At 58.1% G+C, this 20,444-nt stretch carries 22 protein-coding genes; 17 read left to right on the top strand and 5 right to left on the bottom strand.

Annotation, left to right across the window (positions count from 1 at the left end; genetic code table 11):
- Positions 1 to 2 precede the first annotated feature (2 nt).
- From EBL_RS09760 to EBL_RS09725, 8 genes are all read left to right on the top strand, one after another.
- Positions 3 to 407 (top strand): acyl-CoA thioesterase, encoded by a 405-nt coding sequence (locus tag EBL_RS09760; RefSeq protein WP_002440871.1) that lies wholly within the window; start codon positions 3 to 5, stop codon positions 405 to 407.
- A gap of 44 nt (positions 408 to 451) precedes the next feature.
- Positions 452 to 1,012: a GNAT family N-acetyltransferase gene (locus EBL_RS09755; protein ID WP_002440872.1), complete on the top strand. Its 561-nt coding sequence runs from the start codon at positions 452 to 454 to the stop codon at positions 1,010 to 1,012.
- Between the two features lie 254 nt (positions 1,013 to 1,266).
- Positions 1,267 to 2,412, top strand: coding sequence for a putative ABC transporter substrate-binding protein YdcS (gene ydcS / locus EBL_RS09750; protein WP_002440873.1), 1,146 nt, complete (start codon positions 1,267 to 1,269; stop codon positions 2,410 to 2,412).
- A gap of 15 nt (positions 2,413 to 2,427) precedes the next feature.
- Positions 2,428 to 3,435: an ABC transporter ATP-binding protein gene (locus EBL_RS09745; RefSeq protein ID WP_002440874.1), complete on the top strand. Its 1,008-nt coding sequence runs from the start codon at positions 2,428 to 2,430 to the stop codon at positions 3,433 to 3,435.
- Between the two features lies 1 nt (position 3,436).
- The gene (locus EBL_RS09740) at positions 3,437 to 4,381 is read left to right on the top strand and encodes an ABC transporter permease (RefSeq protein ID WP_002440876.1); all 945 of its coding nucleotides are present in this window, start codon (positions 3,437 to 3,439) and stop codon (positions 4,379 to 4,381) included.
- Positions 4,371 to 5,177, top strand: a complete 807-nt coding sequence (locus EBL_RS09735; protein ID WP_002440877.1) for an ABC transporter permease — start codon at positions 4,371 to 4,373, stop codon at positions 5,175 to 5,177. The genes EBL_RS09740 and EBL_RS09735 overlap by 11 nt, the downstream gene beginning before the upstream one ends.
- Before the next feature lie 46 nt (positions 5,178 to 5,223).
- Positions 5,224 to 6,651, top strand: a complete 1,428-nt coding sequence (gene patD / locus EBL_RS09730; protein ID WP_002440878.1) for an aminobutyraldehyde dehydrogenase — start codon at positions 5,224 to 5,226, stop codon at positions 6,649 to 6,651.
- A gap of 107 nt (positions 6,652 to 6,758) precedes the next feature.
- Positions 6,759 to 6,980: a DUF2767 family protein gene (locus tag EBL_RS09725; RefSeq protein WP_002440879.1), complete on the top strand. Its 222-nt coding sequence runs from the start codon at positions 6,759 to 6,761 to the stop codon at positions 6,978 to 6,980.
- Between the two features lie 280 nt (positions 6,981 to 7,260).
- Here EBL_RS09725 and EBL_RS20725 read toward each other — a convergent pair whose 3' ends face one another.
- Together EBL_RS20725 and EBL_RS09720 are read right to left on the bottom strand one after the other, a co-directional pair.
- Positions 7,261 to 7,413 carry a hypothetical protein gene (locus EBL_RS20725; RefSeq protein ID WP_014716018.1) on the bottom strand — a complete coding sequence of 51 codons (153 nt, stop codon included), beginning with the start codon at positions 7,411 to 7,413 and terminating at the stop codon, positions 7,261 to 7,263.
- Positions 7,414 to 7,662: 249 nt separating this feature from the next.
- Positions 7,663 to 8,916: a mechanosensitive ion channel family protein gene (locus tag EBL_RS09720; protein WP_002440884.1), complete on the bottom strand. Its 1,254-nt coding sequence runs from the start codon at positions 8,914 to 8,916 to the stop codon at positions 7,663 to 7,665.
- 192 nt (positions 8,917 to 9,108) lie between these two features.
- On the opposite strand from EBL_RS09720, the gene EBL_RS09715 reads away from it, so the two are divergent.
- The gene (locus tag EBL_RS09715) at positions 9,109 to 9,354 is read left to right on the top strand and encodes a DUF2526 family protein (protein WP_002440885.1); all 246 of its coding nucleotides are present in this window, start codon (positions 9,109 to 9,111) and stop codon (positions 9,352 to 9,354) included.
- A 13-nt stretch (positions 9,355 to 9,367) separates the two neighbouring features.
- Here EBL_RS09715 and EBL_RS09710 read toward each other — a convergent pair whose 3' ends face one another.
- Positions 9,368 to 9,886, bottom strand: coding sequence for a GNAT family N-acetyltransferase (locus EBL_RS09710; protein WP_002440886.1), 519 nt, complete (start codon positions 9,884 to 9,886; stop codon positions 9,368 to 9,370).
- Between the two features lie 35 nt (positions 9,887 to 9,921).
- On the opposite strand from EBL_RS09710, the gene EBL_RS09705 reads away from it, so the two are divergent.
- Both EBL_RS09705 and EBL_RS09700 read left to right on the top strand, forming a co-directional pair.
- Entirely contained in the window at positions 9,922 to 10,533 is a 612-nt protein-coding gene (locus EBL_RS09705) for a helix-turn-helix domain-containing protein (protein ID WP_002440887.1), read from the top strand.
- 23 nt (positions 10,534 to 10,556) lie between these two features.
- Positions 10,557 to 11,390 carry an arylamine N-acetyltransferase family protein gene (locus tag EBL_RS09700; protein WP_002440888.1) on the top strand — a complete coding sequence of 278 codons (834 nt, stop codon included), beginning with the start codon at positions 10,557 to 10,559 and terminating at the stop codon, positions 11,388 to 11,390.
- A gap of 48 nt (positions 11,391 to 11,438) precedes the next feature.
- Here EBL_RS09700 and EBL_RS09695 read toward each other — a convergent pair whose 3' ends face one another.
- Both EBL_RS09695 and EBL_RS09690 read right to left on the bottom strand, forming a co-directional pair.
- A complete protein-coding gene (locus tag EBL_RS09695; RefSeq protein ID WP_002440890.1) occupies positions 11,439 to 12,530 on the bottom strand; it encodes a hypothetical protein in 1,092 nt (363 codons plus the stop codon).
- Between the two features lie 445 nt (positions 12,531 to 12,975).
- A complete protein-coding gene (locus tag EBL_RS09690) occupies positions 12,976 to 13,797 on the bottom strand; it encodes a DNA-binding transcriptional regulator (RefSeq protein ID WP_034920165.1) in 822 nt (273 codons plus the stop codon).
- A gap of 323 nt (positions 13,798 to 14,120) precedes the next feature.
- Here EBL_RS09690 and EBL_RS09685 point away from each other — a divergent pair, with 323 nt between their 5' ends.
- Genes EBL_RS09685 through mhpE form a run of 6 tightly spaced genes read left to right on the top strand, consistent with a single transcriptional unit; the run spans position 14,121 to position 20,409 of the window.
- Positions 14,121 to 15,803 (top strand): bifunctional 3-(3-hydroxy-phenyl)propionate/3-hydroxycinnamic acid hydroxylase, encoded by a 1,683-nt coding sequence (locus EBL_RS09685; protein ID WP_002440893.1) that lies wholly within the window; start codon positions 14,121 to 14,123, stop codon positions 15,801 to 15,803.
- On the top strand, positions 15,803 to 16,750 hold the full coding sequence (gene mhpB / locus EBL_RS09680; protein WP_002440894.1) for a 2,3-dihydroxyphenylpropionate/2,3-dihydroxicinnamic acid 1,2-dioxygenase: 948 nt from the start codon (positions 15,803 to 15,805) through the stop codon (positions 16,748 to 16,750). The genes EBL_RS09685 and mhpB overlap by 1 nt, the downstream gene beginning before the upstream one ends.
- Positions 16,751 to 16,764: 14 nt before the next feature.
- Complete coding sequence (locus EBL_RS09675) at positions 16,765 to 17,628, top strand: alpha/beta fold hydrolase (protein ID WP_002440895.1); 864 nt, start codon at positions 16,765 to 16,767, stop codon at positions 17,626 to 17,628.
- 12 nt (positions 17,629 to 17,640) lie between these two features.
- Positions 17,641 to 18,441, top strand: coding sequence for a 2-keto-4-pentenoate hydratase (gene mhpD, locus EBL_RS09670; RefSeq protein ID WP_002440896.1), 801 nt, complete (start codon positions 17,641 to 17,643; stop codon positions 18,439 to 18,441).
- Between the two features lie 10 nt (positions 18,442 to 18,451).
- Positions 18,452 to 19,402 (top strand): acetaldehyde dehydrogenase (acetylating), encoded by a 951-nt coding sequence (locus EBL_RS09665; RefSeq protein WP_002440898.1) that lies wholly within the window; start codon positions 18,452 to 18,454, stop codon positions 19,400 to 19,402.
- Positions 19,399 to 20,409 (top strand): 4-hydroxy-2-oxovalerate aldolase, encoded by a 1,011-nt coding sequence (gene mhpE / locus EBL_RS09660; RefSeq protein WP_002440899.1) that lies wholly within the window; start codon positions 19,399 to 19,401, stop codon positions 20,407 to 20,409. Before EBL_RS09665 ends, mhpE begins: the two co-directional genes overlap by 4 nt.
- Positions 20,410 to 20,444: the final 35 nt, after the last annotated feature.

The raw sequence follows: 20,444 nt of genomic DNA, 5'->3' as shown, positions 1-20,444 counted from the left end.
ATATGAGCCGTCACGATCCCGCGTTTATCGAACAAAAAATTGCCTATTCAGAAAGCCGCATTGCCAAAGTTGTCTTTCCCCCCACTATTAACCACCACTCCACGCTGTTTGGCGGGGCGGCGCTGGCCTGGATGGATGAAGTATCGTTTATCACCGCCACCCGTTTCTGCCGCAAGCGCCTGGTGACCGTCTCTACCGAAAAAATTAATTTCCAGACCCCGATCCCTTCCGGCTCCATTGTTGAGCTGGTGGGGCGGGTGAGCCGGGTGGGAAACACCAGCCTGACTGTGACCGTGACCGTTTTCCTGGAAAGCATGTACCAGGACGGCAGCGAAGCGGTGATCAACGGGCAGTTTAACTTCGTGGCCGTGGACGATAACGGCAAATCAACGCCGCTGTTTGACTAAACACACGACCATTGGTGACACTGTCACCGCTACCGGAGGGGAAAATGGAAAACAGACTGGAGACCGAACGCCTGCTGCTGCGCCGCTGGACACCGGATGACGCCCCGGCATTTGCCCGCCTTAACGGCGATGCCCGGGTGATGCGCCATTTCCCCGCCGTTTTGACGGCGGTGCAAAGTGATGCGGTCCTGGCGCGGTTTATGGAGCACTGGGAGATCCACGGCTGGGGCCCCTGGGCGCTGGAGTCCCGTGATAACCAGCAACTGTGTGGGGTGGTGGGCCTTGCGGTTCCGGCACACCCGCTGCCGTTTTCCCCCTGTGTGGAGATTTTCTGGCGCCTGGCCGCCGATCACTGGGGGCAGGGGCTGGCCCCGGAGGCAGCCAGTGCGGTACTGCGCCAGGGGTTCGACACCCTGGGGCTGGATGAGATTGTCGCGTTTACCACGCCGGATAACCGCCAGTCCCGGCGGGTGATGGAAAAACTGCAAATGCGCCCCGACGGGGAATTTATGCACCCGGCGCTCCCTGCCGGGCACCCCCTGTGCCGCCATGTTCTTTACCGCCTGGCCCGCGCCCGCTGGCAGGCGATGCAGCCGCACGGCTGAGCCAGCTCCCTCTCACGCCCCCCGTACCCATAGGAAATAGTGATACCGGCTATTTTCTGTGGCGGATTACCTACACTGTAAACGACCCGCCTGCAATCACCCCGGGGTGCTGCACCACGCGGTGAGCGATACGTCACATAATTGTTAAAGATATGTAGCAAATAAAAATCTCAGGCTACTGTTGATCTCAGGGGAAATTATTTTCAGGCCAGGGGGGCCTCATTGATAATTTTTAAGACAGGAGCTCCACCGCTATGCGTAAGTACGCCGCCGCACACGCCCTCACTGTGTTTTGCCTCACCGTGTCTGTGGCCCAGGCCGCCGGGCTGACAAGCCTTGCTGAACAGGGCGAAGGCCAGCTGGATATAGTGACCTGGCCCGGGTATATCGAACGGGGCCAGACCGATAAAAATTACGACTGGGTCACCCCCTTTGAGCAGCAGACCGGCTGCAAAGTGAATATCAAAACCGCCGCCACCTCAGATGAGATGGTCAGCCTGATGGCCCGTGGCGGGTACGATCTGGTGACCGCCTCCGGGGATGCGTCGCTGCGCCTGATTATGGGTAAACGGGTTCAGCCGGTGAACACCGCCCTGATCCCGAACTGGAAAAATGTCGACCCGCGCATGGTCAATGCCCCCTGGTATACCGTGGCCGGGAACGTCTACGGCACCCCCTACCAGTGGGGGCCAAACCTGCTGATGTACAACACTAAAACCTTCCCCGTAGCGCCAGACAGCTGGAGCGTGGTGTTTGTGAAGCAAAACCTGGCCGACGGTAAGTCGAACCAGGGGCGGGTGCAGGCCTATGACGGCCCCATCTACATTGCCGACGCGGCCCTGTTTGTCAAAGCCACCCAACCGCAACTGGGGATTGACGATCCCTACCAGCTTACCGAACCGCAGTACCAGGCGGTGCTGAAAGTGCTGCGTGACCAGCATGGGCTGATCCACCGCTACTGGCATGATGCCACCGTCCAGATGAGCGACTTTAAAAATGAAGGGGTGGTGGCCTCCGGCTCCTGGCCGTATCAGGCCAATGCCCTGAAAGGCGAAGGCCAGCCGGTCGCGACCGTGGTACCTGAAGAGGGGGTGACCGGCTGGGCCGACACCACCATGCTGCATGCGCAGGCAAAACACCCGGTATGTGCCTACAAGTGGATGAACTGGACCCTGGAGCCGAAAGTGCAGGGGGATGTCGCCGCCTGGTTTGGCTCGCTGCCGGCGGTTCCCCAGGGCTGCAAGGCCAGCAAACTGCTCGGGGATAAAGGCTGTGAAACCAACGGCTACAACCAGTTTGCGAAGATCCATTTCTGGAAAACGCCGGTGGCAGAAGGGGGAAAATATGTCCCTTACAGCCGCTGGACCCAGGACTACATTGCCATTATGGGCGGCCGTTGAGGCCCGGGGTGACCTATGACCTGTGCTGTGGAGTTTAATCAGGTAACCCGCCGTTACGGCGATGTGTGCGCGGTGGATAATGTCAGCATTACTATCCGCGACGGGGAGTTCTTCTCGATGCTCGGGCCTTCTGGCTCGGGCAAAACCACCTGCCTGCGCCTGGTGGCCGGTTTTGACCTGCCCACCAGCGGCACGATTCATATTCTCGGCCAGCAGGCCGGGAACCTGCCGCCCTATCAGCGCGATGTGAATACCGTATTCCAGGACTACGCCCTGTTCCCCCATATGTCGGTGCTGGAGAACGTGGCCTATGGCCTGATGGTGAAGGGGGTCTCCCGGGCGGAACGCCAGGCGAAGGCCAGCCGTGCCCTGGAGCGGGTGGCGCTCGGGAACATGGCGCAGCGTAAACCGGCCCAGCTCTCCGGGGGCCAGCGCCAGCGGGTGGCCCTTGCCAGAGCACTGGTGAACCAGCCGCGGGTTCTGCTGCTGGATGAGCCGCTGGGGGCGCTGGATCTCAAACTGCGTGAACAGATGCAGGGGGAGCTTAAAAGCCTGCAGCGTGAGCTGGGGATCACCTTTATTTTTGTTACCCACGATCAGAGCGAGGCCCTGTCCATGTCGGACCGGGTAGCGGTATTTAACAACGGGCGTATTGAGCAGGTTGATGCGCCGCGCCAGCTTTACAGCCGCCCGCGCACGGCATTTGTGGCGGCGTTTGTCGGCACCTCGAATGTGCTGGCCGGCCATGTGGCCGGGGAGCCCGCCATGGGTGACCGGCTGTTTGCCCTGCGCCCGGAGCATATTCGCCTCGACGGGCAGGCGGCCATTGCGGCCCGGGGGCAGATTCGCCAGATTCAGTATCAGGGGGCGGCCACGCGCCTTGAGCTGGCGCTGGAAGGGGGTGAAAAATTACTGGTATCCGTGCCGGATCAGCAGTGGAGCCCGTACTCCCCGGCCATTGGCCAGTGGATTGAGGTCTCCTGGCCCCGGGAGGCCATGGTAGCCCTTGAGGCGGGAGGGTGAAATGGTACTGGGAATAACCCCCACGCAGTTACCGGTAAACCCGGTACGCCGCTTCAGCACCTGGCTGTGGCGGCACCCGAATTACTGGCTGTGCCTGCTGCTGATCCCGCCGCTGATGTGGTTCGGTATTTTGTATCTCGGGTCGCTTTTTACTCTGTTGTTGCAGGGGTTCTATACCTTTGACGACTTCACCATGACGGTTATCCCTGATCTTACCCTGAACAACTTCCGGGCGCTGTTCAGCCCGGGTAATGATGACATTATCGTGCGTACCCTGGTGATGGCGCTGGCGGTGACCCTTGCCTGTGCGCTGATTGCCTTTCCCATGGCCTGGTATATGGCGCGCTACGCCCGCGGGCGCTGGAAGGCGTTTTTCTATGTGGCGGTAATGCTGCCCATGTGGGCCAGCTATATTGTCAAAGCCTACGCCTGGACGCTGATCCTCTCCCGGGACGGGGTCGCCCAGTGGTTTATCAGCCATCTGGGGCTGATGCCGCTGCTCAGTGCCCTGCTGAGTGTGCCGGGGATTGGCGGCAACACCCTGTCCACCTCCGGGCTCGGGCGTTTTATGGTGTTTGTCTATATCTGGCTGCCGTTTATGATCCTGCCGGTACAGGCGGCCCTGGAGCGGCTTTCCCCCTCGTTATTGCAGGCGTCGGCCGATCTGGGTGCCCGCCCGGCCCAGACCCTGCGCCATGTGGTGTTGCCGCTGGCGATCCCGGGGATAGCCGCCGGTTCTGTCTTTACCTTTTCCCTGACCCTGGGGGATTTTATTATCCCGCAGCTGGTGGGGCCGCCGGGGTATTTCATCGGCAATATGGTGTATGCCCAGCAGGGCGCTATCGGCAATATGCCCATGGCCGCCGCCTTTACCCTGGTTCCCGTGGTGCTGATCACGGCCTGGCTGCTGCTGGTTAAACGCTGGGGGGCCTTCGATGCGCTATGATCGCTCCCCGTTATTACTGCGTCTGGCCACCTGGGGCGGACTGCTGTTTTTGCACTTCCCGGTGCTGATTATCGGCCTGTATGCCTTCAGCCAGGAGGATGCGGCCTTCAGCTTTCCGCCCTCCGGGCTGACCACCCACTGGTTTACAGACGCCGCCGGGCGCAGCGATATTTTTGCCGCCCTGGCCCTGTCGCTGAAAATTGCCCTGCTGGCGACACTGCTGGCGCTGGTGCTGGGCTCAATGGCCGCCGCTGCCCTGTGGCGCCGCGACTTTTTTGGCAAAAACAGCCTCTCTTTGCTGCTGATACTGCCCCTGACCATCCCGGGCATTATTACCGGTATCGCTTTACTGACCGCCTTTCGCCAGCTCGGGCTGGAGCCCGGGTTTCTCACTATCGTGGTGGGGCACGCCACGTTCTGTGTGGTGATTGTCTTTAATAACGTGATAGCCCGCATGCGGCGCATTGCCTGGAGCCAGGTGGAGGCGTCCATGGATCTGGGGGCCGATGGCTGGCAGACCTTTCGCTATATCGTGCTGCCGAATTTGCGCTCCGCGCTGCTGGCCGGTGGAATGCTCGCCTTCGCGCTGTCATTTGATGAAATCATCGTGACCACCTTTACCGCCGGGCACGAACGAACCCTGCCGCTGTGGCTGCTTAACCAACTGGGGCGGCCGCGGGATGTGCCGGTCACTAACGTGGTGGCGCTACTGGTGATGCTGGTGACAACAATACCGATTTTAGGGGCCTGGTGGCTGACGCGGGATGGCGACAGCGTAGCGGGCAGTGAAAAATAGACAACGCAGTACAACATAACGCAACACAACACAACAAGGTGACAAAATGCAGAGCCAACAACTAATTAATGGTCAACTGGTAGCCGGGCTGGGTGAGTCAATCCCGGTGTACAATCCGTCGACCGGTGAGGTGATCATTAACGTAGCGGAAGCCACAACTGCGCAGGTTAACGATGCGGTAGAAGCGGCCGATGCCGCCTTCGCCAGCTGGCGCCTGACCACGCCGAAAGAGCGCGCCGGGTTGCTGCTGAAACTGGCGGATGCCATTGAAGCCAACGGGGAAGAGCTTGCCCGCCTGGAGTCGCTTAACTGCGGCAAGCCTTACCATGCGGTACTGGGGGATGAACTGCCGGCGATTGTGGATGTTTTCCGCTTTTTTGCCGGGGCAACCCGCTGCCTGCACGGTCTGGCCGCCGGGGAGTATCTGGCGGAGCACACCTCGATGATCCGCCGCGATCCGGTCGGGGTGGTGGCCTCCATTGCCCCCTGGAACTACCCGCTGATGATGGTGGCCTGGAAACTGGGCCCGGCGCTGGCGACCGGTAACTGCGTGGTGCTGAAGCCCTCAGAAATCACCCCGCTGACCGCGTTCAAACTGGCGGAGCTGGTAAAAGATATCTTCCCGGCCGGGGTGGTGAATATTCTGTTTGGCCGCGGGCCGCAGGTGGGCGATCCGCTGACCAGCCACCCGAAAGTGCGGATGGTCTCCCTGACCGGCTCCGTTGCCACGGGCCAGCATATTGTCCGTAATTCGGCCAATACCATGAAGCGCACCCATATGGAGCTGGGCGGTAAAGCGCCGGTTATCGTCTTTGACGATGCAGACCTGGACGCGGTGGTAGACGGGATCCGTATCTTCGGGTTCTACAACGCCGGGCAGGATTGTACGGCGGCCTGCCGTATCTACGCCCAGAAAGGCATTTACGATAAGCTGGTGGCGCGCCTGGCCCAGGCGGTATCGACCCTGAAATATGGCCAGCCCGATGATGAAACCACCGAACTGGGGCCGCTGAGCTCTCTGGCGCATCTGGAGCGGGTGAGCAAAGCCGTGGAGGCCGCAAAAGCTCTGCCGCATATCCAGGTGGCGACCGGGGGCAACAAGGTGCCGGGGGGCGGTTACTTCTTCCAGCCTACGGTACTGGCCGGGGCACGCCAGGAGGATGATATTGTCCAGCGCGAGGTGTTTGGCCCGGTGGTCAGCATCACCCCCTTTAACGACGAAGCCCAGGCGCTGGCTTACGCCAACGACTCCCAGTACGGGCTGGCGTCATCCGTCTGGACCCGGGATGTTGGCCGGGCGCACCGGCTCAGCGCACAGCTGCAATATGGCTGCACCTGGGTGAATACCCACTTTACGCTGGTCAGTGAAATGCCCCACGGCGGCCAGAAGATGTCTGGCTACGGGAAAGATATGTCGATGTATGGCCTGGAAGATTACACCGTGGTGCGCCACGTGATGATCAAACACGCCTGATAACCCCACAGGCGCTGCCAGAGCGGCAGCGCCTGTGGCTGCTCAGCACCGAGGGCGGTGTGGCGGAGAAATATGTTACCCTTAGCAGCAGCGAAAAAGGAGGGCATATGGACTATCGCAATCATCCGCTTTTCCCGGAAATGTGCCGGGTTATTGGTCAGGTGGTACTGGAAATTCATGAATTTGGCCTGGCGCCAAAATCGCTGGTGATTGCCGGAATGCTGCGCACCACCCTGGCAGGAAAGCAGCATCAGCTGGCGCCGGAGACCCGCGCCGCCATGGAGATGGCCATTACGTTAATGGCACCACCCCCGGATGAGGCACCGTAACGGGGGCGATACCGACGGTTACTGCTGGTTGCCGTCGTGTTTTTTATAGAGCACGCGATCCAGACGCATAAACATACCTATCAGGGCTGCAACAATAATAGTGAGCCCGATAGCCTGCAGCCATTCATTATTACTCATTGTATTCTCCCTTTCAGGTGGTTAATTACAGGGCGCGTTGGGTTTATTAGCGAAATAAAGCATGAAAAGACATGCAATGAACGCACTTGTTAATAACAGCGCCGGTTAAATAATTATAGTAAGGAACAGGCGGGGGGAAACATTAACAGCAAATATTTTTTTGTTGCTGATTCTGCATCCGCCACTGTTGCCATTGTGCTGTCATCGCCCGGTAACCGCTGGCGGTGTTAGGAAATGCACAATGACCACTGCCGATTTTAATAATTAACTGGTTGGCATTGATAATAAATTTCATATCCACCTCAGCAGAATAAAAGGACGGGTGATACAGCGGAATGTTATTTTTATATCACCGGCATAAAAAATGGCTATAGGCAGAAAATGGCAAAAAAATTAATGTCAGCTAAAAAAGCTGGCGTAACAAACGGTTAAGAATGACAGGCTGCCGCTATTGGTTTGATATGTTTAACCCGCTGGTACAAATAATGAATATCATTAAACTGTTTGCGGTCACCGGCAGAGCAGCTGCCTGCCGGCGCCGGAATTAGCCCGCCTCAGGCGCCTGGCGTGTGCCGCCAAGCCCGCTACGCACATCATACCCCGTCGGCGACTGGTGGATGCGTAAATCAAACTCGTCAATAATGGCCAGGATATGGTCGAAGATATCCGACTGAATAGCTTCATATTCCAGCCAGACGACCGTATTGGTAAAGGCGTAAATCTCCACCGGTAACCCGCTGACACCGGGCTCCAGCTGGCGCACCATCAGGGTCATATCCTTGCGGATACGCGGGTGGTTACGCAAATACTCGGTAAGGTAGACCCGGAAGGTGCCAATATTGGTTAAGCGGCGCTGATTGATGCCCTCGTCATTCTGCCCGTGGTTCCAGGCATTAATTTCTTTGCGCCGCTCTTCCAGATAGGGCTTCAGCAGCCGCGAGCGGATCAGTTTTTGCTCCTGCTGCGGGCTCAGAAAATGAATACTGGCGGTATCAATATTAATGCTGCGCTTGATTCTCCGGCCGCCAGACTGCGACATGCCGCTCCAGTTTTTAAAGGCGTCCGAGACCAGGGAATATGTCGGGATGGTGGTAATGGTATTATCCCAGTTGCGTACTTTGACCGTTGTCAGCCCGATATCGGTGACTGCGCCATCGGCCCCGTATTTCGGCATTTCCAGCCAGTCCCCCAGGCGCAGCATGTTATTTGCCGACAGCTGGATCCCGGCAACCAGGCCGAGAATCGGATCTTTAAACACCAGCATCAGCACTGCGGCCATGGCCCCCAGGCCGCTGATTAAAATCGCCGGGGATTTACCAATCAGCAGTGAAATCATCAGGATACCGACCACAATGGCAGACAGGAGCTTCACCCCCTGAATAATGCCTTTAAGCGGCAGATGCGACGCCACCGGATATTTTACGGATAACTGGTAAATCACATCCAGCAGCGAGAAAAAAGAGAGCAGGGCATACAGCATAATCCACAGTTGGGCGATGGTCACAATAATGACGGCGGTTTCACTGTCTTTATGGAGCCACAACACACACTGCAACTGGACAATTATCCCCTGAAGCATAAATGCCAGCCGCTGGAAAAGTTTATTCTGGGTGATTATCTGCAACCATAAATGGCTACTGGCGGCGGCGCGTTTTTCAAAGGCCCGCAACACAATGCGGTGTAAAATAAAATGCACTACAACAGCGGTCAGAATAATAATACCGAGAATGGCGACCAGTGAGGTGGTGTGATTAATACTGATACCGTATTCATTAAAGAGCGAAATCAATTCCTGCATGTGTTCTCCTTGTTAAATCAGTTAACATGATGCCTGTGGCACCCGATGATTGCAATAAAACAGCCGGACGATAATTTTTTAGCTATCAGTAAAATATCGGCGGCTATAGCGGTACAATTGCCGGAGCAGTTTTGCCCAATGAACGCGACGCCGGGCGGAGGATGGTCTGAGCCCGGCCACCACGGAGGTTATATGTCTCACTTTGATGATGTGAAAGTACAGGTAGATGCGGCCCTGCAGGAGAATGTGATTGCGCATATGAACGAATTACTGGTAGCGCTGAGCGACGACGACCAGCTCTCGCGCGAACAGCGCTATCAGCAGCAGCAACGGCTGCGGGTGGCCGTTGCCCATCACGGAAAATCTGAGCGTGAAGACGCCCGCGCCCCGGAAGATGAACGCCGGGAGCACCTGACCCGCGGCGGTAAAATCGCCTGACGGCAGGGCGGATTTATGCGCTGGCCTCCGGGGGCTGGCGCTGATCCAGCTGTAGCTGCATAAATGTCAGATCCAGCCAGCGGCCAAATTTGGTGCCTACCTGGGGCATCTGGCCGGTGACGCTAAAGCCCAGCTTGTGGTGCAGATGTACCGAACCAAGATTGCCGGACTCAATACCGGCAATCATCACGTGTACTCCCTGCTGGCGGGCGATGCCGATAAGCGCCGCCAGCAGTTGGCGGCCAACCCCTTTGCCCTGGTGTTCCGGGTGCACATAGACTGAGTGCTCCACCGTATGGCGGTAGCCCTCAAAAGCGCGCCAGTCGGCGTAGGAGGCATACCCGATAACCTGGCCGTCCTGCTCGGCAACCAGCACCGGGAAGCGGCGTGCGGTGCGCGCATCCATCCAGGCGATGCGGTTGTCGCTGTCCACGGTGCTGTCGTTCCACACGGCGGCGGTAAAACGCACCGCGTGGTTGTAAATCTCCGCAATGGCCGCACAGTCGTGGTGATGCGCCTGGCGAATATTCATCTTGCTTCCGTCCTTTTGTTCAATATAGTGTCGATATGAATAATATAATCGACACATTAAATCAACGTATTGCCAGCCGGATCCGTACTGAACGTGAATCCCGGGGCTGGTCAGTGGCTGAGCTTGCCGGGCGGGCAGGGGTCTCCCGGGGGATGATCCACAAAATTGAACGGGCCGAAAGTAGCCCTACCGCCACCCTGCTGGGGCGCATTTCCGGCGCCTTCGGCATCAGCATGTCGACCCTGATTGCCCGGGCAGAAATGCCCGCAGGACAGCTGCTGCGCTATCACGACCAGCCCCTGTGGCAGGATCCGCAAAGCGGGTATCTGCGCCGCCACCTCTCCCCGCACAGCGATATTCCGCTGGATCTGGTGCATATTACGCTGCCGCCGGGCAGCGAGATCCCGATGCCCGCCGCCAGCTACCATAACGCCCGCCAGCTTATCTGGGTACAGGAGGGGGCGCTTATCTTCCGGGAAGGGAGCCACGAGCACCATATGGCGCCCGGGGATTGCCTGGCCCTGGGGCCCCCGGATGACTGTGTGTTTATCAATCGCAGCAGTGCGCCCTGCCAGTATGTGGTGGTACGGCTGAATCCGCAGGGGGCGAGACGCGCTGCCACAAGCGGAGAACCAGGCTATAACTAAACAAAGCCCGCAGGATACTGATTATGCACTTTTCACGCGAAGCCTATCTGGCACGGATTGGATATCAGGGAGAGGTTGCCGCAGACCTGGCAACCCTGAAGGCGCTGCATTTGCACCACTGCTGCGCGATTGCGTTTGAAAATCTCGATGTGTTACTGGGCCGGGAGATCTCCGTCGATCCCGGGCAGATCTTCAGCAAGCTGGTTACCGCCGGGCGCGGAGGCTATTGCTATGAGCAAAACGGCCTGTTTGAGCAGGCGCTGGCGGATATCGGTTTTGAGGTCCGGGGGCTGAATGCCCGGGTGCTGGTCTCCCAGCCGCTGGATATGCCCGGGCGCACCCACCGCCTGAACCTGGTCGAGCTGAACGGCAGCCGCTGGATTGCCGATGTGGGGTTCGGTGGCGCCACGCTGACAGCCCCGCTGCGCCTGGATGACACCACCATCCAGGCCACCCCCCACGGGCGTTACCGGCTGGGGCGCTCGGGGGCGGATTTTGTGCTGTTTGTGGCCTGTGGTGGCCAGTGGCACGCGCAGTACCGTTTCGACACCACGCGCCTGTACCCGGCAGACGACGAAATGGCGAACTTCTACACGGCGAACTGGCCTGGCTCCCATTTCCGCCACCATCTGCTGCTGGCGCTACAGCACCATAACGGCGAGCGCACCGGGGCGGTTAACCAGCGCATTACCCGCCATACCCCCCGGGAGAGCCAGCAACAGCAACTGGATAACAACGCACTGTATGACGCGCTCAGCGGGCGGTTCGGCCTGCGGCTGGATGACCCCCATTACGGTATCAGCCGCGAGGCGTTTCTGGCGATGATGGCCCGGCTGGAGGCGAAAGCCGCCCGCTAACCGCCGGGCAGGGCTACAGTCGGCTACTTGAATCTTCAGAAGATCTGATTATAAAGGAATGTTTTCCTCTCTGGATTTCCATTCTTTTTTTATTGATTTTATATGGCGTATCCCCGTAATAGAGTAAGTGCCAAGTATATTCAAATCTTTCGGTGAGCTAATGGTTATTAGCTCTCCACGGCCAAAATAGCTTTCGACAGAACCGATGAAACACGTCCCGTTCAACCAGACAGGAATAGCTGCAATAGGTTGAGTGACATAATTTCCAGCAATTTTAGTTCTATAATGTTCTGCATCTTCAGATGATGTATCTGCCGGGACGGGGCAAATAGGCTCCTGTTTCTCCTGTTGCTTATTAAAATAATACTTATTATTGAGTGATTTGATTAGCTGTTTTTTATCATGATCGTTTAATGCCGGGGTTAACTGTTTATCTTCTTCTTCCGATTTTATTGAGAAATTATCGTATTCGTACTGATAATAAATGGTTATACTAGGGACTTTATTGTCTGTATTAAATGGTCGCAACAAATAAAATGAATCTTCAGCATATTTACCATTGAACCAAAGTGCGTAGACTTGGTCATTAATGCGAACCCACTGTCCCCACTGATTGGCTCCGCGTCCATTTTCAGAATATAAAACACCCGTTATAGCCTGGCTATCATTTTTAGTATTATTTATATCAATGAATTTATCACCAGAGCGTTTTAGAACCCCAGTAAAACTAAATAATCCAGTTCCTCCTGAGTAGCTATTAATAATGAGGTCTCTCTTTCCATCACCATCGAGATCAACTAGTTTGCAATTGACCATTCCATTTTCCGATTCGGCACTAAACGTTGTGTTGATAAATGCCTGCCATTCATCATCACTGATTTTAGCAGAAGGCTTTTTGATTGTTTTTTTTGACACTTCAGTACTGATTGTAAAGTCAATGTCGTTTTTTAATGGAAATTTTTCTGTTATTGTTTCCGGGATTTTTTGAGGGGCGCTTTGAAGCATCTCCACCATAGTGTTATGAAGTAATGTCAATGCATAATTATCAGAATCTAAATTATATTGGCTTCGTGTTTGAGTAGCGAAAAGTTGAGGGGAGATAAAGAAAATCAAAATCGGGAATAATGAGAATCGGTTCATTACGCTCTCCTTAGCTGGTTTGATTCAGGCTTTTCGAGTGTCAAATTTCCATTGCGGTTGTAATTCAGCGGGAAGGCGTCGCGCCTGGCTGAGGAAGACGGAGAGCGAAAAGAAACAACTTCCCCATCCGCAATTGCGCGGACAAACTCAGTGCGGTCGTAGCCTGCCTCGCGCCGGTCGGTGTGGAGTACGTGCACACCACCGTGCCATGATGCATGCCGGTTGAGCGGGAAATTCCGGTTTATATCTACGGGTATCATTCTGTTGACCCATGACAGGTCACTTTCTCCGGTATTCCGGGAGCGGACAAATGGCGGGCTGATTATCATGCTGACTCCCTGTCTGATTTGTAGAATTTATAGAAACGCAGAATAGCGTGGAATAGCGCAATTTTATTTAAATGAGAATTGTTCCCTGGTAAAGGAAATAAGGCCTGCGGCCCCGGCTAAAACGGATGGTGCTCATCTGCCCGGATATCCGGGGCGGCCAGCTCCTGCTCAATTTGCTTTGCCACCCGCTGCAGGGGGGCGAGGTACTTTTTCGCCGCCTGTTCGATAGTCATGGCTTTGGCGATATACACCAGATTCAGGCAGCCGATAATTTGCTGCTGGTTAAATACCGGCACCGCAATGGCGGCGATTTTCTCCTCCTGGCGCCAGCCCTGATAATTTTCACCGTACCCGTGCTGCCTGGCCCGGCGCAGAATGGTGTCCAGCTTCAGCGGCTCCCGGGCCAGCTGATACTCCTCTTCCGGCCGGGCGGCCAGCAGCTCGATCAGCTGCTGGCGCTGGTTATCCGGGCAGAAGGCCAGCCAGGTGAGCCCGGCGGCCGTGTGCAGCACGGGCAGGCGGCGGCCAACCATACTGCGGTGAAACGAAAGGCGGCTGAACCGGTGGGTGGTCTCGCGCACTACCATGGCGTCGACCTCCAGGGTGGTGACATCGGTCGGCCAGACCACCTCCTGGAGCAGATCCCCCAGCAGTGGGGCCGCAAGGGCGGAAATCCACTGCTCGTCGCGAAACCCTTCGCTCAGCTCGCGCACTTTTAGCGTCAGGCGGAAGCTGTCATCAGACGGGCTGCGCCGCACATATCCCTCTTCCTGGAGCGTTTCCAGCAACCGGCGCACGGTGGTGCGGTGAATGCCGCTCAGCTCTGCCAGCCGGGCAACGCTGGCGCCGCCGTCAAAGCGATTTAACAAATTCAGTAACAACAGACCCCGGCTCAGGCCGCGGACGTTTTTGTATTCGGTGGCTGTATTGTTCTTCATAATTTCCATATAAAACAATGCGGTGCACCTGGTGCACGCGCGGGTGGTTTCTTATTGTTCCGCAAAGACGGGGAATATACTGTGAACACTATAAAAAATCATTCACAAATGAATAACAAAGAATGAACAACTACCTGACCCTACATCGCAACTGCACTTCCGGAGCATTATGTCACAACTCCGGAACCTCATCCCGGCTTGCCGGGGCATCCGCTGTTCGGTGTCGTTATTGGCAAATAACGAGGTAGTAGAGCCCGTACCCGTAGCGGTGCCGGTTTGCCCTTACCGGTAATCCCCACCGCGTGATGCAATGAGGAACGATAATGACAACAACCCGACCGGATCTTCAGGCGGTAACCCAGTCTCATACCCAGGTGGCTATTCTTGGCGCGGGCCCGGTGGGCCTGATGATGGCAAACTATCTGGGCCAGATGGGCGTTGAGGTGGTGATCTGTGAAAAGCTCGACACCCTGATCGACTACCCGCGCGCCATCGGTATTGATGACGAATCCCTGCGCACCATGCAGTCTGTGGGGCTGGCAGAGCAGGTGCTGCCCCATACCACCCCGTGGCACGCCATGCGCTTTTTAACCCCCAAAGGCCGCTGTTTTGCCGATATCCAGCCGATGACTGACGAGTTCGGCTGGTCGCGGCGCAATGCGTTTATTCAGCCCCAGGTGGACGCGGTGATGTTTAAAGGGCTGGCGCGTTTCCCGAATGTCAGCTGGCGCTTCTCCCGGGAGCTGGAGAGTTTCAGCCAGCAGCCGGATGGAGTCACCCTGAACCTGAAAACCCCCTCAGGCAGCCGGGAGATCCTCCATGCAGACTGGCTGGTGGCCTGTGACGGCGGCGCCAGCACAGTGCGCCGCACGCTCAACATCCCCTTTGAAGGGAAAACCGCCCCCAACCAGTGGATTGTTATCGATATTGCCAACGATCCGCTGGGCACCCCGCATATCTACCTGTGCTGTGACCCGGTGCGGCCCTATGTTTCCGCCGCGCTGCCCCACGGTATCCGGCGCTTTGAATTTATGGTGATGCCCGGTGAAACCGAAGAGCAACTGCGCAAGCCCGGGCCGATGCGCCAGTTACTGAGCAAAGTGCTGCCCGATCCGGACAACGTAGAGCTGATTCGCCAGCGGGTATATACCCACAACGCCCGCCTGGCGGAGCGCTTCCGGGTAGACAGGATCCTGCTGGCGGGAGACGCCGCCCACATTATGCCGGTCTGGCAGGGGCAGGGGTATAATAGCGGCATGCGCGACGCCTTTAACCTCGCCTGGAAACTGGCCATGGTGGTGCAGGGCAAGGCCCGGGCCGGGCTGCTGGATACCTACCAGCAGGAGCGCCGCGACCACGCCAGAGCGATGATTGACCTCTCGGTGATGGCGGGCAATGTGCTGGCGCCGCCAAAACGCTGGCACGGGGTTGTGCGCGACGGGGTGACCCGGGTGCTGAACTACCTGCCGCCGGTGAAGCGCTACTTCCTGGAGATGCGCTTTAAACCCATGCCCCGCTATACCCGGGGGGCGCTGGTCGCCGCAGAAGGGCAGAAAAACAGCCCTGTCGGAACCATGTTTATTCAGCCCAGGGTCACCCTTGAAGGCGGTGAGGTGGTGCGGCTTGATGAGGTTATCGGCCCGTGTTTTGCCATTCTCGCCTGGGGGAATAACCCGTGCTGGGGGCTGACAAAAAGCCAGATTGCCCAGTGGCAGGCGCTGGGGTGCGTCTTTATTAATGTGGTGGCGGAAGTTCAGATCCATCAGCCCCAGGATAACCACCCGGGGGTGATACGGCTGGGGGATACCCAGAACCGTATTAAAACCTGGTTTGCCAGCCAGTCAGACTCTGTTGTGGTGCTGCGCCCGGATCGCTTTGTGGCGCTGACGGCCATTCCCCAGACCCTGGCGAAAAAATTAACCAGCCTCTCCTGTGCGTTGCAACTGATCACCCCCGTAGCGGCACACACCACGCCGCAAACCACCGCTGAAACGGAGGTGGCCTGATGAGCGCATACGTACATTGCCTGTCGCACACCCCCCTGGTGGGGTATGTGGATCCCGCACCGGAGGTCCTGGCGGAGGTAGACGGCGTGATTGCCGCCGCCCGGGCCCGCATTGCGGCGTTTGATCCGGAGCTGGTGGTGCTGTTTGCCCCGGATCACTACAACGGCTTTTTCTACGACACCATGCCGCCGTTTTGCCTCGGCATGGCGTGCCATGCCATCGGGGATTTTCACAGCCTGGCGGGCGATATTCCGGTGCCCGCACAGCTGGCGGAAGCCTGCGCCAGCGCCGTGATGGATGACGGCATTGATCTGGCCGTTTCTTACTGTATGCAGGTGGATCACGGCTTTGCCCAGCCGCTGGAGTTCCTGCTGGGCGGGCTTGATACCCGCCCGGTGCTGCCGGTGTTTATTAATGGTGTCGCGGTGCCGCTACCGGGCTTTCGCCGCGCCCGGCTGCTGGGGGAGGCCATCGGCAAGTTTGTCCGCCAGCTGGATAAACGGGTGCTGATTCTGGCGTCTGGCGGGATCTCGCACCAGCCGCCGGTGCCGGAGCTGGTCAGCGCGAATGCGCATATGCGCAACCGGCTGCTGGGCAGCGGTAAACACTTACCGGCCGAGGAGCGCCAGCTGCGCCAGGCGCGCACCATCAGCGCCGCCCGCGGGTTTGTGGAAGATCAGAGCAGCCTGCACCCGCTCAACCCGGAGTGGGACAACCAGTTTATCACCCTGCTGGAGCAGGGCCGCCTGGCCGAGCTTGATGGCCTGAGCAACGCGGAGCTTTCCGCCATTGCCGGGAAGTCGGCCCACGAAATTAAAACCTGGGTTGCCGCTTTTGCCGCCCTTTCTGCCTGGGGCCCCTGGCAGAGCGAAGCCCGCTACTACCGCCCGATCCCTGAGTGGATAGCCGGGTTTGGTTCACTTAGCGCCGCGCCAAAAAACCGTTAACAGGAGCAAAGAACATGACACAACCGACACTCACCGAAGCCGCCACCAGCCACGTTGTGGAGATTCAGGAAGGCGACCGCCAGTTTAAAATTCACTATAACGATTGCGGCAGCGGCAGTGAGACCGTGGTAATGCTGCACGGCTCCGGCCCGGGGGCGACAGGCTGGGCAAACTTTAACCGCAACATTGCGCCCCTGGTTGCCGCAGGCTACCGGGTGCTGCTGGTGGACTTCCCCGGCTGGGGCAAAAGCGACAGCTACGTTAACACCGGCTCCCGCTCTGACTTTAACGCCCGCATCCTCAAAGGGGTGGTGGATAAGCTGGACATCGCTAAAGTGCACCTGCTGGGGAACTCCATGGGGGGCCACAGCGCCATGGCCTTTACCCTGAGCTGGCCGGAGCGGGTAGGGAAACTGGTACTGATGGGGGGCGGCACCGGCGGCATGAGCCTGTTCACCCCCATGCCTACGGAAGGCATCAAACTGCTGCAGGGGCTGTACCGGGAGCCGACCATCGAAAACCTGAAAAAGATGATGAATATCTTCGTCTACGATCCGAGCGATCTGACCGAGGAACTGTTCCAGGCGCGGCTGGATAATATGCTTTCGCGGCGCGATCATCTGGAAAATTTCGTTAAAAGTATTGAAATCAACCCGAAACAGTTCCCGGACTTCAGCCCGCGCCTGGGTGAGGTGAAAGCGCAGACGCTGATTATCTGGGGCCGCAATGACCGTTTTGTTCCGATGGATACCGGCCTGCGTTTACTGGCCGGTATCGCGGGGGCGGAGCTGCATATCTACCGTGACTGCGGGCACTGGGCCCAGTGGGAACACGCCGATTCCTTTAACCAGCTGGTGCTGGACTTCCTGAACCGCTAACGGAGACCCGTGATGAACGACGTGCTTAACGACTTAGCCGCCCGCCTGCGCCAGGCCCGGCAACAGGGGGTCGCCATTGCCCCCCTGCGTGAGATTATCGGGCCGCAGAATGCACAGGCGGCTTATGCCATCCAGCGCCTGAATGTGGAGCATGAGGTTGCCACTGGTGCCCGGATTGTCGGGCGTAAAGTGGGGCTGACCCATCCTAAAGTGCAGGCCCAGCTGGGGGTTGACCAGCCGGACTTCGGCACGTTATTTGCCGACATGTGTTACGGGGATAACGACACCATCCCGTTTAACCGGGTGCTGCAGCCGCGCATTGAAGCGGAAATCGCCCTGGTGCTGAACCGGGATCTTCCGGCAACGGACACCACCTTTGACGAGCTCTACAGCGCCGTTGAGTGGGTGATCCCGGCTCTGGAAGTGGTGGGCAGCCGCATCAGCGACTGGTCGATTCAGTTTGTGGACACGGTGGCCGATAACGCCTCCTGCGGGGTGTATGTGCTGGGCAGCCCGGCCCGGCGTATTGACGGCCTGGATCTGAAAAACTGCACCATGAGCATGAGCCGCAATAACGAAGTGGTCTCGACCGGTAAGGGCAGTGAATGCCTGGGGCACCCGTTAAACGCCGCCGTCTGGCTGGCGCGCAAAATGGCCAGCCTCGGGGAGCCGCTGCGTGCCGGTGATGTGGTGCTGACCGGGGCGCTGGGCCCGATGGTGCCCGTCAAAGCCGGGGATTGCTTCACCGCCGTCATCGACGGTATCGGTAGTGTGGCGGCGCAGTTTTCTGCCGCGCCAGAGAATGCACAGTAAGGAACAGAGCATGAGTATGAAAAAAGTCGCCATTATCGGTTCAGGCAATATCGGCACCGATCTGATGATCAAGATCCTGCGTAACGCAAAACACCTCGAAATGTCGGTGATGGTGGGGATCGATCCGGAGTCTGACGGCCTGGCCCGTGCCCGGCGTATGGGGGTAGCCACCACCCACGAAGGGGTCGATGGCCTGCTGAACATGGCGGAATTTGCCGATATCGACTTCGTGTTTGACGCCACCAGCGCCGGGGCACATATCCGCAATGACAAAGCCCTGCGGGCGGCCAAACCGGGGATCCGGGTGATCGACCTCACCCCGGCCGCTATTGGCCCCTACTGTGTACCGGTGGTTAACCTTGAGAAGAACCTGCACCAGGGCAACGTCAACATGGTGACCTGCGGCGGGCAGGCGACCATCCCGATGGTGGCGGCGGTCTCCCGGGTGGCCAAAGTGCACTACGCGGAGATTATCGCCTCTATTGCCAGCCTCTCTGCCGGGCCGGGCACCCGGGCGAATATTGATGAATTTACCGAAACCACCTCTCAGGCCATTGAGGCGGTAGGCGGCGCGGAAAAAGGCAAAGCGATCATTATCCTTAACCCGGCAGAGCCGCCGCTGATGATGCGCGACACAGTCTATGTGCTGAGTGAGGCAGCAAACCAGACGGAGATTGAAGCCTCCATCGCCAGCATGGCGCAAGAGGTGCAGGCCTATGTGCCGGGGTATCGCCTGAAGCAGCAGGTGCAGTTTGAGGTGATCCCGGAAGATAAACCGGTCCACCTGCCGGGTACGGGCACCTTCTCCGGGCTGAAAACGTCAATATTCCTTGAGGTAGAAGGGGCCGCCCATTACCTGCCGGCCTACGCCGGTAACCTCGATATTATGACCTCTGCGGCGCTGGCCACTGCGGAGAAAATGGCGCAATCCATGGGCCGCGCAGCAGGAGCGACAGCATGAACGGTAAAAAACTCTTTATTTCCGATGTAACCCTGCGTGATGGTATGCACGCTATCCGCCATCAGTACAGCACTGAAGATGTGCAGCAGATTGCCCGGGCGCTGGATAACGCCCGCGTGGACTCCATTGAAGTGGCCCACGGTGACGGTCTGCAGGGCTCCAGCTTTAACTACGGCTTTGGCGCCCATTCGGATCTTGAATGGATCGAGACGGCGGCGGATGTGGTCACCCATGCCCGTATCGCCACCTTGCTGATCCCGGGGATTGGCACCATTCACGATCTGAAAAACGCCTATAACGCCGGGGCGCGGATTGTGCGTGTGGCCACGCACTGTACCGAGGCGGATGTCTCAAAGCAGCATATTGCCTTTGCCCGTGAGCTGGGCATGGACACGGTGGGCTTCCTGATGATGAGCCACCTGACCACGCCGGAAAACCTCGCCAGACAGGCGCAACTGATGGAGTCCTACGGGGCGACATGTATCTATGTGGTGGATTCCGGCGGTGCCATGAATATGGATGATATTCGCGCCCGTTTCCGCGCCCTGAAAGCGGTGCTGAAGCCGGAAACCCTCACCGGGATGCACGCCCACCATAACCTGAGCCTTGGGGTGGCAAACTCCATGGTGGCGGTGGAAGAGGGCTGTGATCGCATTGATGCCAGCCTGGCCGGTATGGGGGCCGGGGCCGGTAACGCGCCGCTGGAGGTGTTTATTGCCGCGGCGGAGAAGCTGGGCTGGAACCACGGTTGTGATCTCTACGGGCTGATGAATGCAGCCGATGAGCTGGTGCGCCCGCTCCAGGATCGCCCGGTGCGGGTCGACCGGGAAACCCTGGCTCTGGGCTATGCGGGGGTTTACTCCAGCTTCCTGCGCCATGCGGAAGTGGCGGCCGCCCGATACGGCCTGAGCGCGGTCGATATTCTGGTGGAGCTCGGAAAGCGGCGCATGGTGGGCGGCCAGGAAGATATGATTGTGGATGTGGCGCTGGATCTGGCCCGTCGTTAACCGCTTTTGCTGAACGGTAATACAGAGCCGCGGCA

Source organism: Shimwellia blattae DSM 4481 = NBRC 105725 (assembly GCF_000262305.1).
Lineage (GTDB): Bacteria > Pseudomonadota > Gammaproteobacteria > Enterobacterales > Enterobacteriaceae > Shimwellia > Shimwellia blattae.
The sequence above is the reverse complement of the archived record's forward strand: the minus strand, read 5'-3'. Positions and strand labels throughout refer to the sequence as shown.

Bases quoted from the DNA above. Each gene is read 5' to 3' on its own strand.
- EBL_RS09710 (WP_002440886.1), bottom strand. From the start codon at position 9,886: ATGAATATTCGCCAGGCGCATCACCACGACTGTGCGGCCATTGCGGAG.
- EBL_RS09760 (WP_002440871.1), top strand. From the start codon at position 3: ATGAGCCGTCACGATCCCGCGTTTATCGAACAAAAAATTGCCTATTCA.
- mhpB (WP_002440894.1), top strand. From the start codon at position 15,803: ATGAGCGCATACGTACATTGCCTGTCGCACACCCCCCTGGTGGGGTAT.
- EBL_RS09740 (WP_002440876.1), top strand. From the start codon at position 3,437: ATGGTACTGGGAATAACCCCCACGCAGTTACCGGTAAACCCGGTACGC.
- EBL_RS09675 (WP_002440895.1), top strand. From the start codon at position 16,765: ATGACACAACCGACACTCACCGAAGCCGCCACCAGCCACGTTGTGGAG.
- patD (WP_002440878.1), top strand. From the start codon at position 5,224: ATGCAGAGCCAACAACTAATTAATGGTCAACTGGTAGCCGGGCTGGGT.
- mhpD (WP_002440896.1), top strand. From the start codon at position 17,641: ATGAACGACGTGCTTAACGACTTAGCCGCCCGCCTGCGCCAGGCCCGG.
- EBL_RS09755 (WP_002440872.1), top strand. From the start codon at position 452: ATGGAAAACAGACTGGAGACCGAACGCCTGCTGCTGCGCCGCTGGACA.
- EBL_RS09700 (WP_002440888.1), top strand. From the start codon at position 10,557: ATGCACTTTTCACGCGAAGCCTATCTGGCACGGATTGGATATCAGGGA.
- EBL_RS09715 (WP_002440885.1), top strand. From the start codon at position 9,109: ATGTCTCACTTTGATGATGTGAAAGTACAGGTAGATGCGGCCCTGCAG.
- EBL_RS09665 (WP_002440898.1), top strand. From the start codon at position 18,452: ATGAGTATGAAAAAAGTCGCCATTATCGGTTCAGGCAATATCGGCACC.
- ydcS (WP_002440873.1), top strand. From the start codon at position 1,267: ATGCGTAAGTACGCCGCCGCACACGCCCTCACTGTGTTTTGCCTCACC.
- EBL_RS09720 (WP_002440884.1), bottom strand. From the start codon at position 8,916: ATGCAGGAATTGATTTCGCTCTTTAATGAATACGGTATCAGTATTAAT.
- EBL_RS09705 (WP_002440887.1), top strand. From the start codon at position 9,922: ATGAATAATATAATCGACACATTAAATCAACGTATTGCCAGCCGGATC.
- EBL_RS20725 (WP_014716018.1), bottom strand. From the start codon at position 7,413: ATGAAATTTATTATCAATGCCAACCAGTTAATTATTAAAATCGGCAGT.
- EBL_RS09745 (WP_002440874.1), top strand. From the start codon at position 2,428: ATGACCTGTGCTGTGGAGTTTAATCAGGTAACCCGCCGTTACGGCGAT.
- EBL_RS09725 (WP_002440879.1), top strand. From the start codon at position 6,759: ATGGACTATCGCAATCATCCGCTTTTCCCGGAAATGTGCCGGGTTATT.
- EBL_RS09685 (WP_002440893.1), top strand. From the start codon at position 14,121: ATGACAACAACCCGACCGGATCTTCAGGCGGTAACCCAGTCTCATACC.
- EBL_RS09695 (WP_002440890.1), bottom strand. From the start codon at position 12,530: ATGAACCGATTCTCATTATTCCCGATTTTGATTTTCTTTATCTCCCCT.
- mhpE (WP_002440899.1), top strand. From the start codon at position 19,399: ATGAACGGTAAAAAACTCTTTATTTCCGATGTAACCCTGCGTGATGGT.
- EBL_RS09735 (WP_002440877.1), top strand. From the start codon at position 4,371: ATGCGCTATGATCGCTCCCCGTTATTACTGCGTCTGGCCACCTGGGGC.
- EBL_RS09690 (WP_034920165.1), bottom strand. From the start codon at position 13,797: ATGAAGAACAATACAGCCACCGAATACAAAAACGTCCGCGGCCTGAGC.